Consider the following 13,860-nt stretch of genomic DNA (forward strand, 5'->3'; position numbering starts at 1 on the left):
CCAACCTCGCCCGCAGTTCCTTCCCGCGGTCCCACCTTACGCAGTCCACCTTACGCTCCCCCCAAAAAACCATGCGACTACTCAGGCTCGCCCTCCTCGTCGCGCCTGGCCTCCTTGCGGCCCAGCCCCGCGGCCTCGACGACACCGACATCATGCGCCTCAAGGGCGTCGGCGGGGTCGCCATGTCCCCCGATGGCCAGAAGGTGCTCTACACTGTCACGGCATGGGAGCATCCCAACGCGCGCGGTGATACGGCCCTCGGCGATCGCCACGAACGCCGCTCGCACGTGTATCTGGTATCCGCCTCGGGCGGTGTCGCCAAGCAGCTCACCTACGGGGAGCGCGGCGAATCCCAGCCCAGCTGGTCACCCGACAGTCGCAGCGTGGCGTTTGTGGCGGCGCGCGGCAGCGGCACCGGCGACGACGCACCGCGTCCGCAGCTCTGGCTGCTCCCGGCCGATGGCGGCGAAGCGCGGCAGCTCACCACGCTGCGCGAAGGGGTATCGAGCTACACCTGGTCGCCCGACGGCCAGCGCATCGCCCTGGTGTCACGCGACTCGCTCACACGCGACGAGGAAGCGCGTCGTCGACGCCGCGATGATCCGCAGGTGTACGAGGGCGACCTGCGCATGAACCATCTCTGGGTGGTGGACGTGGCGAGCGGCACCGCCACCAAGATCACGAGCGGTGCCTACACCGTGAGTGGCGCACCGAGCTGGTCGCCCGACGGACGCACGCTGGCATTCTCGGCATCCCCCACACCGCTCATCCGCGACGAACGTCGCGATGCGTATGTGGTGGACATTGCCAGCAAGGCCGTCACCAGGATCAGCAGCGAAGCCGATGTCGAAAGCACGCCGCAATTCTCGCCTGACGGGAGCCGCCTGGCGTTCACGCAATTGCCGCACGAGTTCGCGCCACACAAGGACGGCATTCCGCCACGTACGCTGCGCAACGCGCGCCTCGTCACCTACGAGCTGGCCACGAAGACCTTCACCAACCACGCCCGTCCCGATTTCGACGTGAGTGTGGGGCAGCCTCGTTGGTCGCCCGACGGCAGCGAGATCTGGTTCACCGCGTCCGATCGTGCGTATCAGTCGCTCTACGCTTACTCCATGGCGGGCCGGAACTACAGCAAGCGTTCCGCCAACGTGCTGGTGGCTGGCGTGTCGCCCGACGCGCGCGGCACGCGCCTCGCCTTGGTGCTGGACACGCCGCAGCTGCCGCCCGAGGTGTATGTGCAGGAGGGCAGCACCTGGGCGCCGAAGCAGCTCACCACCACCAATGCCTGGCTGGCCGAGCGTCGGCTGGGTGAGTCGCGGGTGATGACCTGGAAGAGCAAGGACGGCCGCGAGGTGGAAGGTGTGCTGCTCCTGCCCGTGGGCTACAGCGCCGGTCAGAAGGTGCCGCTGCTCGTGTCGGCGCACGGTGGACCCACGGGTGTGCACACCAACGGTTTCAAGGGCGGCACCAGCCCCGGCCAGACCTGGGCGGCGCGTGGCTGGGCGGTGCTCTATCCCAACCCGCGTGGTTCGACGGGTTATGGCGAGTGGTGGATGCGTGCCAATACCAACGACTGGGGCGGCGGCGACTACCGCGACATCATGACCGGCGTCGATGCGCTCATTTCGCAGGGTATCGCCGATTCGTCGCGCATGGCGTTTGAGGGCTGGAGCTACGGCGGGTACATGACGAGCTGGGTGGTGTCGCAGACGGGACGCTTCAAGGCGGCCATGATGGGCGCCGGTCTGCCCTCGCTGCTGTCGATGGCCGGCACGACGGACATTCCGGGCTACATCAACACCTTCTTCGGTCAGCCGCAGTACGACGGCAGCATCGTGAACGCCAACATCCGCAAGTTCCTCGAACGCTCGGCGGTGAGCTACAGCGACAAGGTCACCACGCCACTGCTCATTCTGCATGGCGCCGCCGACGAGCGCGTGCCCATTGGCCAGCCCATGGAGTTCTATCGCGCGCTCAAGGACCGCGGCAAGACCACGGAGCTGGTGTTCTACCCGCGCGAGGGGCACGGCCTGACCGAGTACTACCATCAGCTCGACCGCATGAAGCGCGAGTACGAGTGGATGGCGCGCTTCACGCTGGGGCAGGGGCAGCGGCAGGCGATGTAGTATCGCCGTTCCTCAGCTTCTCTGCGGGCTGACGAATCGTTGAACTGCTCACGCAGAGGGACAGAGGGCGCAGAGTCCGCAGAGGGAATTTGAACAGTCAGTTGTTTGCCAACCGCTGTTCAATCCGTGCAGTTTCCGCTGCATCCGCGAGATCCGCGACAAGGTGGTTCAGCCCGGACCGCTTTCCTCTGCGGACTCTGCGCCCTCTTTCCCTCTGCGTGAGCTGTTGACGAAATGAGCGCAATATCGACGCCTGCGGATCGATGGGGCCATTGCGTCGCGAATGCACAATGCCCGTAGAATCGGTGATACAGCGTGGCCGCAACGCACCTACTGTGGCCCCATGCTGGCCGCCGCCCCCTCCGCCGCCGTACTCGGCATCGACGCCCTCGACATCCTGGTCGAGGTGCATGTAGCCAATGGGCTACCACAGTGGACGCTGGTGGGGTTGGCCGCGACGGCCGTGAAGGAAAGCCGAGACCGCGTCCACGCGGCGCTGGTCAACAGCGGCTTTACGGTACCTGCCAAACGCATCACGGTGTCGCTCACCCCGGGCGACACCCCGAAGCAAGGCACGAGCTTCGACCTGCCCATCGCCCTCGCGCTGCTCGCGGCCAGCGGACAATTGCCGGCCGAGGTGTTGCGCGAGACCTGCGCGGTGGGCGAGTTGGGGCTCGATGGCCAGGTGCGTGCGGTGCGCGGGGCGCTGGCTGTGGCGCGGCATGTGGCGGCGACCAGCGGCGCCCTGCTCATCGTGCCGCCGGACAACCGTGATGAAGCGCAGCGCGTACCCAACGCACGCGTTGTGTCGGCGCACTGTCTCGCGGAACTCGTGGACATGCTGCGTGATGGCCGCCCGGCGGCGCTGCCAACACGTCCCGCTCACCAGGCACAGGCAAGCGGCCACGATATCCCGGACCTGGGGGACGTGGTGGGGCAGGACCTGGCGGTGCGCGCCGTCGAAGTGGCGGCAGCGGGTGCGCACAATCTCCTGCTTGTTGGTCCACCGGGTGCGGGCAAGACCATGCTCGCCCGACGCCTGCCGGGCATTCTGCCGCCCCTCGATGAGCACGAGGCGCTGGAGGTGCTCGCCATTCACTCCGTGGCCGGATTGCTCGCGCCCGATCACGCGCAGCACCACAGTCTGTCGCGGCCATTCCGTGCCCCACACCACAGCATCTCCACCGCCGGCCTGGTGGGCGGCGGCGGTTGGCCGCGCCCCGGGGAAGTGAGTCTCGCGCATCATGGTGTGCTGTTCCTCGATGAACTGTCCCTGTTTCCGCGTCACACACTCGAAGCGTTGCGTCAGCCGCTCGAAGACGGGCAGGTGGTGGTGGCCCGCGCTGCCCGCGCCGTGCGCTTCCCCTCGCGCTTCTCGCTCGTGGCCGCCAGCAACCCCTGTCCCTGCGGCTACGCGGGCTCGCCCGACCGCGTCTGTCGTTGCACACCGGCGGAACTCGAACGTCACCGTGCCCGTCTCTCGGGGCCCCTGGCCGATCGCATTGACCTGCATGTGCATGTGCAACGCGTGCCCCCCGAGGCCCTCGCGTCGCAAAGCCCGCGTGAGCGCTCTGCCGACATCCGCGCCCGCGTCATTGCCGCGCGCGGCATTCAGCAGGCGCGCTACGCGCATCTGCAAACGTCACTCGGGGCGCCGCTCACCAATGCCACCGCACCGGCCCGGGTCATTGCACCAGGCGCGCGCCTGCTGCCGGACGCCCGTGCACTCCTGCTGCGCGCCGCCGATCGTCTCGCCCTGTCGGCACGCGCCTATCACCGCGTGCTGCGTGTGGCCCGCACCATGGCCGACCTCGACGCCGAGGAGGCGGTACATGCCATGCACGTGGCCGAAGCGCTGCGCTTCCGGCCCGTGGACAGCGAACAGGTTGCCGCAACGACAGAGCCGCCCGGCGGGGGAGTCGACGGCCCGGTGTCGCGTGACGGCGTCCACCACGCTCACGGGCCGTGACCCATGCAGGCTGCGCCCACCCCATCCCCCCGTTGCAACGCGCGCCCCACCATGCGAAGAACCGGTCCCGTCTTGCCGTACAACCGTACACAACGTACGGTTCTCCACATGAAAACCACTCTTGTGCTGGACGATACGCTGGTCGCGCGGCTACGCCGGGAAGCGTCGCGCTCGGGGCGCAGCATGTCCGAAGTAGTCGAGGATGCCCTGCGGGTGTACCTCCAGCGGCGCCGCGAGCTGCCCGAACCGCCACCGCTGCCCGCCTTTGACTGCGGCGTGCCCCTGGTCGACGTCGCGCAGCGCGACAGGCTGTACGACCGCATGGAGCGGCCATGATGGAACGGGCGTGAATGTTCGTCGTTGACACCAACGTGCTGCTGCACGCCGTCAATCGCGATGCGCCGGAACACCGGGAGTCCCTCGAGCTGCTGACCACCTGGCGGGGGCAGCACGGCGCCTGGTATCTCACCTGGGGCATTGCCTACGAGTTTCTGCGCGTGGTCACGCACGCACGCGTGTTGCCCCGGCCCCTCACCGGGGCCCAAGCCTCGGCCTGGCTGACCACACTGCTGGAGTCGCCGGGGCTCGCCTTGCTGGTACCGGGTGAGCGTCACGCACTCGTGCTGCAGGAGGTCCTGCGTGACGCGAAACACATCACGGGCAACCTCTGGCACGATGCCCACACCGTGGCACTGATGCGAGAGCATGGCGTGCGCCGAGTGGTCAGTTACGCTCAGGATTTCCGTCGCTTCCCGGGGGTTGAACTGCTCGCGCCGGCCGACCTGCTCTGAGCGGCGGCACACGGTCGCCACGAAGCAGACGCAGCCCGCCCGCTCCCCCTCTCAGGTCTTCGGGGGTAGCTTTGCCAATCCGCACGACGCCGTGCCGCTCACTCCCCCGTAGCCCCTCTGCCACTCGTGGGTTGTCTCACACGCATCGGTTGTGGCGCCGTCCTGCTGGTCGGCGGCGCCGCCGGTTATTGGCTCTATGGTGACCGGCTCCCGTCGGTGCTCTCACGAGCCGCCAGCGGCGCCGCGGAAACCGTCACCGACGTGGCGGCGCGCACCAGCGAGCGGCTCGACAGTCAGGATGGGGCCCGCATTGCCGCCGAGGAAGAGGCCCGTCGCCGCACCCGGCGAGAAGCCCGTGATCGCGCGCTGGGCTGGGTGAGCGTGAACGCCGATGCCCCCGCGGTGCCCAAGGGCACGGCCGATCCGCTCGCGCCGCTGCGCCGCAAGAACGGCCCGGCCTACGTGTCACTCGACGCACGCGACGTGGCGCAGGTGCTCGCCCCGCTGCTCGCGCAATTGCCGCCCTCGGCGAGCACCGCCGAAGTGGCCTTCGACAAGGATCAGGTGCTGTTGCGCACTGATGTCGCACTCCGCGACTTCACCGGCGTCGGGGCACTCGGCACACTCCTCGGCAAGGCCCTCGAAGGCGAGGACACGTTGTTTCTGGCGGGCAGCATTGAGCCCGTGCGGCCGGGTCTCGCCCAGTTCCGGGTGCGCGAGTTGCGCCTGCGTGGCCTCGACCTGCCGCCGCGGATCATTCCCTCGCTCGTGGGGTCCCTCAAGCGACAGGCCGTTCGGGCGGGGGTGAGCATTGACACCCTGCCCATCACTGCCGACGCCCTGCCGTTGCCGCTGCCGCGCGCCGTCAGTGATGCGCGGGTCGTGAACGGCAAACTCACCCTTTATCGCAATGTGCCCGGGGCCACGCCCTAGGTGCCCGCACGCAGGGACATGACGCGACGCATCCTCGTCATTGACGATGAGCCGGGCATTCGCCAGGCCCTCGGCCAGTTGCTCGAATACGAAGGCTTCGAGGTTCGCACGGCCAGCAACGGCACGGAAGGCATCACGCAGTACGACGTCTTCCGCCCGCAACTCGTGTTTCTCGACGTCAAGATGGCGGGGCTCGACGGGCTCGAGGTCCTCAAGCGTCTGCGTCAGGCCGACCCCGAGGCCACCGTCGTCATGATCAGCGGGCACGCCACCATCCAGACCGCGGTGGAAGCCACGCAGCTCGGCGCGTATGACATTCTCGAGAAGCCGCTCGACACCGATCGTGTGCTCGTGCTGCTGCGCAATGCCTTCGAGAATCGGCAGCTCAGCGAAGAAAACGCGCGGCTGCGCGAAACCATCGAGTCGCGCTACGAAATCGTGGGGCGCAGCTTCGGCATTCGCGCTCTGCTCGATCGCATCGACAAGGTGGCGGCCACGCCGGCGCGTGTGCTCATCACGGGGGAGAACGGCACCGGCAAGGAACTGGTGGCCCGTGCCATTCATCGCGGGTCGCCACGGGCCAAGAAGCCCTTCGTGGAAGTCAACTGTGCCGCCATTCCGAGTGAGCTCATCGAGAGCGAGCTGTTTGGCCACATGAAAGGCTCGTTCACCGGCGCCATCAGTGACCGCGCCGGCAAGTTCGAGCAGGCCGACGGTGGCACGCTCTTTCTCGACGAAATCGGCGACATGTCGTCGAGCGCGCAGGCCAAGGTGTTGCGCGTGCTGCAGGACGGCGTGGTGACACGCATCGGTGGCAGCAAGCCCGTGCAGGTGGACGTGCGCGTGCTCGCTGCCACCAACAAGAATCTCGAGGAAGAAATCGCGGCCAATCGTTTCCGCGAGGATCTCTACTACCGGCTCAACGTGGTGCCCATTACCGTGCCGGCCCTGCGCGAGCGCCGCGAAGACATTCCGCTGCTGGTCACGCATTTCCTCCAGCAACTCGCGGCGCGTGACGGTCTGCCGGCGCGGCGCATCAGTGACGAAGCGCTGCAGCGCCTCGCGGAACTCGAGTGGCAGGGCAACGTGCGCGAGCTCCGCAACACGGTGGAGCGTCTCGTCATCCTGGCCAGCGGGTCCACCATTGCGGCGGCCGATGTGGAGCGTCTGGTGGGCCGCCGCACGGCGGAGCCGTCAGGACTTGGCAACCTGCTGGATATTGCCACGTTCGAGGAGTTCAAGCAGGCCGCCGAGCGGGCGTACCTGCTGGCCAAGCTGCGCGCGTTTGACTGGAACGTGTCGGAAACGGCCCGCGTGCTCGACATGCCGCGTTCCAACCTGTACAAGAAGATCGAGCGCTATCAGTTGCAGCGGGAAACGACGGAGTGAGTGGGGCCGTAGGGGTGGGCGGCCCCGGGTCCGGCGTGCGCTGCGCTGGCCGGTTCACCATACCACGCACACCATGACGGACTGGGACAAGGAACTCGCCAAGATCGACAAGCAGCTTGCGTCGATATCCGATGAACAGCTCATGGCCTCGGCGCAGCAGGCGCCCGCACCGGCCAAGGGGGCCACGTCGGCCACCAAGGCCTTGCCGGCGGCAGGCCGCGCCGCCGCGCCAGCCTCCGCGGCGTCTGCGTCTCCGGCGTTCGCCACCGGCGCCGGCCGTCCCTGGGTGGCCTGGCTCAAGGTCACGGTGGCGGTCACCGCTGCGGCGGGGCTCATGTTCTGGCCCTGGCCCGCGCGCTGTGGGCTGCCTCTCATCGGTTTCACGGCCGCGACCGGCGGCGTAGCCGTATTGGGCCTCTGGAGTGCCATCGGCACCTGGCGGCACAGGCTGGGTCTCGCGCACGTGGCATCCTTGCTGGTGACCATGTGGGGCCTCGGCCTCGGCGCGCGCGAGGTGCTGCCGCGCGTGGGCTATGCCATTCCCACCATCGACCGGCCGGCGGTGTGGAGCTGTGACGGATTGCCGGCGCTGCCCGCGCCGCCGTCCACAGTCACGCCCTCCGACGCGCAGCCCGGTGGCGCCGATCCGTCGGCTCCTGCGCCCTCGGTTGCACCTACGCCGGCGGGAGACGCCGGCACTACCCCACCCGCTAGTTTTCCGGGATGACTCACTTCAAGAACTTCATCGGCGGCCAGTGGAAGGCGCCGAGCACGGGCGCGTACTTCGAGAACCGCAATCCGGCCGATACGCGTGATCTGATTGGGCAGTTCCCGGCCTCTGGTGTAGCCGATGTCGAGGAGGCGGTGGCCAGTGCGCAGCGTGGCTTTGCGCAGTGGAAGCGCACCCCGCCGCCGGCCCGCGGCGATGTGCTGCGTCGGGTGGGCGACCTGCTCGCGGCGCGCAAGGAAGAACTCGCCGACATCATGACCCGCGAAATGGGCAAGCCGCTCGCGGAAACGCGTGGCGACGTGCAGGAAGGCATCGACACGGCCTACTACGCCGCCACGGAAGGCCGTCGACTGTTCGGGCACACGGTGCCCAGCGAACTGGCCAACAAGTGGGCCATGAGCATGCGCCGTCCCATTGGCGTCTGCGGGCTCATCACGCCGTTCAACTTCCCGCTGGCCATTCCGACCTGGAAGGCCTTCCCGGCGCTGCTCTGCGGCAACGCGGTCATTCTCAAGCCGGCAGAAGACGTTCCGCACACCGCCACCGTGCTGGTCGAGATTCTGCTCGAGGCCGGCCTGCCGCCCGAAGTGGTGCAGTTGGTGCACGGCATGGGCGAAGTGGTGGGCAAGGCCCTTGTCGAACATCCGCAGGTGCCGGTCATTTCGTTTACGGGCAGCACGGAAACCGGTCGCTTTGTGGGCGAGACCTGTGGTCGCATGCACAAGCGGCTGTCACTCGAGATGGGTGGCAAGAACGCACAGATCGTGCTCGACGATGCCGACCTCGATCTCGCGCTCGATGGCGTGCTCTGGGGCGCCTTTGGTACGACGGGGCAGCGCTGCACGGCCACCAGTCGCCTCATTCTGCAGGACGGCATTCATGATGCCTTCGTCGAGCGTCTCGTGGCGCGCGCGGCCACGCTGCGGCTTGGCGACGGACGCAAGGCCGGCACCGACGTGGGACCGCTGGTCAACGAAGCCGCGCGCGAAAAGGTCGAGCGCTACATCGGCGTCGGCCGCGAGCAGGGTGCCACGCTGGCGCTCGGCGGCGCGCGCGCCACGGGCACGCAGGATGGTCGCGATCTCGATCACGGCTACTTCTTCCAGCCCACCATCTTCACCGGTGTCACGGCGGGCTCACGTCTCGATCAGGAAGAGATTTTCGGTCCGGTGCTGTCCGTCATCCGTGTGGGGAGCGTGGACGAAGCTTTCGCCGTCAACAACGGCGTACGGTATGGCCTCTCCAGCAGCGTGTACACGCGTAACGTGAACGTGGCCTTCCGCGCCCTGCAGGAGCTCGATAACGGCATCACCTACGTGAATGCGCCGACCATCGGTGCCGAGGCGCATCTGCCGTTCGGCGGCGTCAAGGAAACGGGCAACGGACATCGCGAAGGGGGCTGGGAGGTCTACGAGTTTTATTCGGAGACGAAGGTCGGCTACGTCGACTACTCGGGCGCGCTGCAGCGCGCACAGATCGACAACTACTGACCGACGTGCGGCCAGCGGCCACCCGGGAGCGTCGCGACGAAGCCCTGCGCGCCGCCAATCGTGGATCGTCCCGTCTGGGCACATCCCGATCGGGCGGCCGTGGTGGTTGGCGTAGTGGCTGGCGTGGCGCGGGCGCGTCGCCCGGCGACGGCGCTCGTGGCACACGATGGAAGCCGGTGCTTCTGCTGGCCGTGCTGTTCTTCGTGGTGGCCCGCATGCTGCTGCTCGAAGCCGTCCACGTGTCCTCGTCCAGCATGACACCGGCGCTGCAGCCGGGGGACTATGTGCTGGTGTCGCGTGTGGGCTACGCGTCGACCGTACCGTTCACCACCTGGCGCCTGCCGTTCAGCCGGGAGGTGTCACGCAATCAGGTGCTGGTGTTCAACTGGCCACCCGATCCGTCGCAGGTGTACGTGAAGCGCGTGGTGGGCCGAGCGGGTGACACTGTGCGGGTGAACGGTGCGCCGGTGGTCGTGCCGCCGGGCCATTCGTACGTCCTTGGCGACAAACGGGACGATTCGCTCGACAGTCGGCATTGGGGGGTGGTGCCCGACAGTCATGTACGCGGCGTGGCATGGCGTGTGTACTTCAGCGTTACGCCGGGCGCAACACCGTGGTGGCAGCGCATCAGGTGGGAACGGGTTGGACGCGCGGTGCAGTAGTGGAGCATCAGTGGTGCGCTGGCCGTACCGTCGTGCAGCGTGTCACGGTGAGGCGACGATGCCCGCCGGGCAATGCCGACTTGTCCATCCGGGATTTAACGTTGGCATGCGTTGACGAAACGCGGGGAATCGATCAGGCTTAATGGAGGATGTGCGCGCCGCGTTGTGCGCCTCGCCTCATCCGGATACCTCGCACGACCCGAAGGACACCGCGTCTCCCTCCCTACGCGGTGCGCACATGGGACCATCAGCACCCGAGCCGCAACACCATGGCTGTCACTCCCCCGAAGAAGAAGGCGTCGTACGAGGAAGGCTCCCTCGATCAGTATCTCCGCGACATCAGCGCCTATCCGCTGATCTCCCGTGAGGAAGAAGCAGAGCTCGCACGACGAATTCGGGTGGGAGATCAGGAAGCGCTCGACAAGCTGGTGCGGTCGAATCTTCGCTTCGTCGTCAGCGTGGCCAAGAAGTATCAGAATCAGGGCGTGTCGCTGTCCGACCTGATCAATGAGGGCAACCTCGGCCTCATTCGCGCCGCGCACAAGTTCGACGAAACCAAGGGCATCAAGTTCATCTCGTATGCCGTGTGGTGGATTCGTCAGGCCATCCTGCAGGCGCTGGCCGAGCAGTCGCGCATCGTGCGGGTGCCGCTCAATCGTGCGGGTACGCTGCACCGCATCGGCAAGCGCGCCAATGCGCTGCTGCAGGAGCTGGGGCGCGAGGCCACGCATGCCGAAATCGCCGACGGCATGGACATCACCGAAGAAGAGGTGGCCAAGACCATGTCCATCTCCCAGGTGCACCTGTCGCTCGATGCGCCGCTCACGCCGGGCGAGGACAATCGCCTGCTGGACTACTTGCCGGACACGCTGCATCCCAACCCGGAAGACCAGACCTTCGACAAGGCGCTCACCGAGGCCATTGAGGAATCGCTGGGCAGCCTCAAGGAGCGCGAGTCCAAGATTCTGCGGCTGTACTTCGGCATCGACGAAACCGAGCCCATGACGCTCGAGGAGATCGGCGCGCAGTTGGGCATCACGCGCGAGCGCGTGCGGCAGATCAAGGAAAAGGCGCTGTCGCGCCTGCGCCACGTGAGCCGTTCCAAGTCGCTCGAGAGCTTCCTCGGCTGAGCCTCCTCGGGCAAAGCGCAGGGCGGTTAGATTTGGGGGGTCGGCCCCGGTTTGCGCCGGGGCCTTTCCGTACCCGGAGCTCATTCCCATGGCATCGACCTATTCGTTCGACGTGACCACCGGCTGCGACCTGCAGGAGGTCGACAACGCCGTCAATCAGGCGCAGAAGGAAGTGATGCAGCGCTTCGACTTCAAGGGCTCGCATGTGCTGATTGATTTTCAGCGCAGCGAGAACCTCATCAAGCTCGAGGCCGAGGGTGACATGCGCAGCGATGCGCTGCTGGACGTCATCCGCAGCAAGCTGATCAAGCGCGGCGTGTCGGTGAAGAATCTTGACATCACCGACCCCAAGCCCGGCAGCGGCGAAATCCAGCGTCGCGAGATCAAGCTCAAGATGGCCCTCGACAGCGAGACAGCCAAAAAGGTGAGCGCGGCCATCAAGGAGGCCAAGCTCAAGAAGGTCACCTCGTCCATCCAGGGCGAACAGGTGCGCGTGAGCAGTCCCGACAAAGACGCGCTGCAGGAGTGCATGACCCTGCTGCGCAAGGGCGACTTCGGCGTGGAGCTGCAGTTCGGGAATTATCGCTGAGTCGGAGCGGCGAGCGGCAACTGCAGCGTACGCAGGAGCGGTTCGCCGTTGCTCCGCTCTGCGCGAATGACCACGGTGCGCGCGGGGAGATTGGGTACCGAGTCTTCGTGTCGCAGCGTGGCGACCGCCTGCAGACAGTTTGAGCCTTCATTGCGCGCGATGAACCGCCACGTCAGTGTGTCTCCGGACACGCGCCGCTCCACCCGGACGAGTTCAGCGCAAAGGTTAAAGCCCACCACACCGAAGAATGTGAGTTTAGCCGATCCACTCGGAGTGGGAACAGCGGCCACGGCGATGCTATCAACTTGAGCCACTCGTTCTTTGGGGCCGGTAAACAGACCACAGCCTGAGAACAGGCCGGCAAGCAGCGCAGGAACGCTCGTCGTCAACAACAATGGAGCTTGGCGGCGTATCGTGATCGTTTTCATCTGAATGCTCGACGATAGAACCAGCGCAGCACGCAAATGACATTGCGGCCGCGCTGATTCCTGGTGAATGCTACTGGACGCAGCTGAAGGAGTAGTCCGACGGATTGATGGCGATGCTCTTGAAGCTCGTATGCGTTCTTCCTATCGCATCAGTTACGAGCAGCTCCAGAGAGAATCCGCTATTCCCTGCCGGGCCAACGGAGTAGGCTTGAGCGAAAGTGACGATGCTCCCGTCGCGCTTCCACTGATATGTGTACGGGGGCTGGCCACCTGTGTGAAACGCACTCCAAGAGCAATAGCTGGATGGCCCGATCAGAACCGGCCCTGGAATGCTCGAGTTGAGGGCCAACTGAGGAGCATACAGCAGCTTGTTCGGAGTTCCGCTGGGCAGCGCGAAGATCGCACCGTTGGTCACCCGGTCAAGAACGGCAGCGTTCACTGTGGCTGCTCCCGCTGAAGGGTAGAGCTGCAGGTGAAGTGCTGCCACACCAGACGTCAGTGCGGCCGCTCCGGACGTGCCCATTCCCTGTGCAACCGGAGCGATGAGGTCCACACATGAACCATAGTTGCTGTAGTTGGCGAGGGTGTCCGTATTCTGAATGCTTGCCGCAACGGTGAGGGCACCTCCCACGTGGGCCGGAGAGAATCCGCAGGCATTCTGCGGAACTTGGTCGTCGTTGCCGTTACCTGCCGACACGACAACAGTTACGCCTTTGCCCATGGCATAGTTGACTGCATCATCGACGGTGTTGCCGCAGAAAATCCAGCTGCAGTCCTTTGCGGCACTGTAGTTGATCACTGCTGGGCGCGGACTGTAGTCAGCTATGTACTCCATCGCGGAAGAGGCTGCGGCAGAGCTAAGCGTCTTGCACGCGCCTACGACGTTCACGCGTGCCGAGAATACCGTCGCACCCTTGGCGGGGCCTGAAGTCGTCCCCGCTGCGAAACGCGCCATTGCCGTCCCGTGGGTGCCTCCATCCTGCGTGGTCGAGCATGTTTGGTGCGGGTTCTGTCCATTGAACGAGAACTGATGGGTCGTCGATACTCGTCCGCTTAGCTCAGCGTCATACATATCGACGCCATTATCAACGATCCAGATATTCACGCCGGCACCGGTAACGGAGTAGCTGTAGCTTCCGTTCAGCGGCAAGGTCCGCTGATCCATGCGGTCCAGCCACATCGGCGCGGAAGTTTGGGTGACCACGCCGGGCTGCTGAAGTTCGATGGCCACATCGGCCTCGATGTACTTGACGGCAGGGTCGCGGCGCAGTTCCTCGATGCGCGCGTCGGGAATTTCACCCCAGAATCCGCCTAGGCTCCTCAATACTTGCTGAGGCTTGAGGCCAAACTTTCGGACAAGTGCTTCCGTGGATCGAGCAGCATCAACACCCTGATGGAAGCGCACGATGTAGCTGCCGCGAATGCGCTTCGGGTGATCCTTGCCGTACAGTGGCGCGATCGTGTCTTTCGCGGCTGCGCTGCCCGTACTCACGCTCGACCTAAGCTCACCGGACGGGAGAGTCGAAACCGTGCGATCAGGCGAACACGCTGCCGCTGAGCCGATCAGCAGACCGGCAATGCTCAGCCGAACAAACGAAGCACGAGCGGGGGGGGGGGGGG

At 66.0% G+C, this 13,860-nt stretch carries 13 protein-coding genes; 11 read left to right on the forward strand and 2 right to left on the reverse strand.

Translation table 11 applies throughout. From position 1 onward, the window contains the following. Window positions 1–71: 71 nt before the first annotated feature. The 11 genes from B2747_RS08010 to B2747_RS08060 all read left to right on the forward strand — a co-directional run bounded on the left by B2747_RS08010 (window position 72) and on the right by B2747_RS08060 (window position 11,812). Entirely contained in the window at window positions 72–2,129 is a 2,058-nt protein-coding gene (locus B2747_RS08010; RefSeq protein ID WP_291158896.1) for a S9 family peptidase, read from the forward strand. A 343-nt stretch (window positions 2,130–2,472) separates the two neighbouring features. After that, a complete protein-coding gene (locus B2747_RS08015; protein ID WP_291158899.1) occupies window positions 2,473–4,098 on the forward strand; it encodes a YifB family Mg chelatase-like AAA ATPase in 1,626 nt (541 codons plus the stop codon). Between the two features lie 108 nt (window positions 4,099–4,206). Then, window positions 4,207–4,434: a ribbon-helix-helix protein, CopG family gene (locus B2747_RS08020; RefSeq protein WP_291158902.1), complete on the forward strand. Its 228-nt coding sequence runs from the start codon at window positions 4,207–4,209 to the stop codon at window positions 4,432–4,434. Window positions 4,435–4,448: 14 nt separating this feature from the next. Then, window positions 4,449–4,889, forward strand: coding sequence for a TA system VapC family ribonuclease toxin (locus B2747_RS08025; protein ID WP_291158905.1), 441 nt, complete (start codon window positions 4,449–4,451; stop codon window positions 4,887–4,889). Between the two features lie 126 nt (window positions 4,890–5,015). Beyond that, entirely contained in the window at window positions 5,016–5,822 is an 807-nt protein-coding gene (locus B2747_RS08030) for a hypothetical protein (RefSeq protein ID WP_291158908.1), read from the forward strand. 18 nt (window positions 5,823–5,840) lie between these two features. Further along, window positions 5,841–7,211: a sigma-54-dependent transcriptional regulator gene (locus B2747_RS08035; RefSeq protein WP_291158911.1), complete on the forward strand. Its 1,371-nt coding sequence runs from the start codon at window positions 5,841–5,843 to the stop codon at window positions 7,209–7,211. Between the two features lie 73 nt (window positions 7,212–7,284). Beyond that, window positions 7,285–7,938, forward strand: coding sequence for a hypothetical protein (locus B2747_RS08040; protein WP_291158915.1), 654 nt, complete (start codon window positions 7,285–7,287; stop codon window positions 7,936–7,938). After that, on the forward strand, window positions 7,935–9,431 hold the full coding sequence (locus tag B2747_RS08045; protein WP_291158917.1) for an aldehyde dehydrogenase family protein: 1,497 nt from the start codon (window positions 7,935–7,937) through the stop codon (window positions 9,429–9,431). The genes B2747_RS08040 and B2747_RS08045 overlap by 4 nt, the downstream gene beginning before the upstream one ends. A 5-nt stretch (window positions 9,432–9,436) precedes the next feature. After that, the gene (gene lepB, locus B2747_RS08050) at window positions 9,437–10,093 is read left to right on the forward strand and encodes a signal peptidase I (RefSeq protein WP_291158925.1); all 657 of its coding nucleotides are present in this window, start codon (window positions 9,437–9,439) and stop codon (window positions 10,091–10,093) included. A gap of 269 nt (window positions 10,094–10,362) precedes the next feature. Then, window positions 10,363–11,223, forward strand: a complete 861-nt coding sequence (locus B2747_RS08055) for a sigma-70 family RNA polymerase sigma factor (protein ID WP_291158928.1) — start codon at window positions 10,363–10,365, stop codon at window positions 11,221–11,223. Between the two features lie 88 nt (window positions 11,224–11,311). After that, a complete protein-coding gene (locus B2747_RS08060) occupies window positions 11,312–11,812 on the forward strand; it encodes a YajQ family cyclic di-GMP-binding protein (RefSeq protein WP_291158930.1) in 501 nt (166 codons plus the stop codon). Here B2747_RS08060 and B2747_RS08065 read toward each other — a convergent pair. Then, window positions 11,803–12,240, reverse strand: coding sequence for a hypothetical protein (locus B2747_RS08065; RefSeq protein ID WP_291158934.1), 438 nt, complete (start codon window positions 12,238–12,240; stop codon window positions 11,803–11,805). The genes B2747_RS08060 and B2747_RS08065 overlap by 10 nt on opposite strands. A 70-nt stretch (window positions 12,241–12,310) precedes the next feature. Further along, window positions 12,311–13,732 carry a S8 family serine peptidase gene (locus B2747_RS08070; RefSeq protein WP_291158937.1) on the reverse strand — a complete coding sequence of 474 codons (1,422 nt, stop codon included), beginning with the start codon at window positions 13,730–13,732 and terminating at the stop codon, window positions 12,311–12,313. Window positions 13,733–13,860 lie beyond the last annotated feature (128 nt).

This window comes from Gemmatimonas sp. UBA7669 (genome assembly GCF_002483225.1).
GTDB lineage: Bacteria > Gemmatimonadota > Gemmatimonadetes > Gemmatimonadales > Gemmatimonadaceae > Gemmatimonas.

Coding starts and splice junctions, on each gene's coding strand:
- B2747_RS08010 (WP_291158896.1), top strand. CDS start 72: ATGCGACTACTCAGGCTCGCCCTCCTCGTCGCGCCTGGCCTCCTTGCG.
- B2747_RS08015 (WP_291158899.1), top strand. CDS start 2,473: ATGCTGGCCGCCGCCCCCTCCGCCGCCGTACTCGGCATCGACGCCCTC.
- B2747_RS08020 (WP_291158902.1), top strand. CDS start 4,207: ATGAAAACCACTCTTGTGCTGGACGATACGCTGGTCGCGCGGCTACGC.
- B2747_RS08025 (WP_291158905.1), top strand. CDS start 4,449: ATGTTCGTCGTTGACACCAACGTGCTGCTGCACGCCGTCAATCGCGAT.
- B2747_RS08035 (WP_291158911.1), top strand. CDS start 5,841: ATGACGCGACGCATCCTCGTCATTGACGATGAGCCGGGCATTCGCCAG.
- B2747_RS08040 (WP_291158915.1), top strand. CDS start 7,285: ATGACGGACTGGGACAAGGAACTCGCCAAGATCGACAAGCAGCTTGCG.
- B2747_RS08045 (WP_291158917.1), top strand. CDS start 7,935: ATGACTCACTTCAAGAACTTCATCGGCGGCCAGTGGAAGGCGCCGAGC.
- B2747_RS08055 (WP_291158928.1), top strand. CDS start 10,363: ATGGCTGTCACTCCCCCGAAGAAGAAGGCGTCGTACGAGGAAGGCTCC.
- B2747_RS08060 (WP_291158930.1), top strand. CDS start 11,312: ATGGCATCGACCTATTCGTTCGACGTGACCACCGGCTGCGACCTGCAG.
- B2747_RS08065 (WP_291158934.1), bottom strand. CDS start 12,240: ATGAAAACGATCACGATACGCCGCCAAGCTCCATTGTTGTTGACGACG.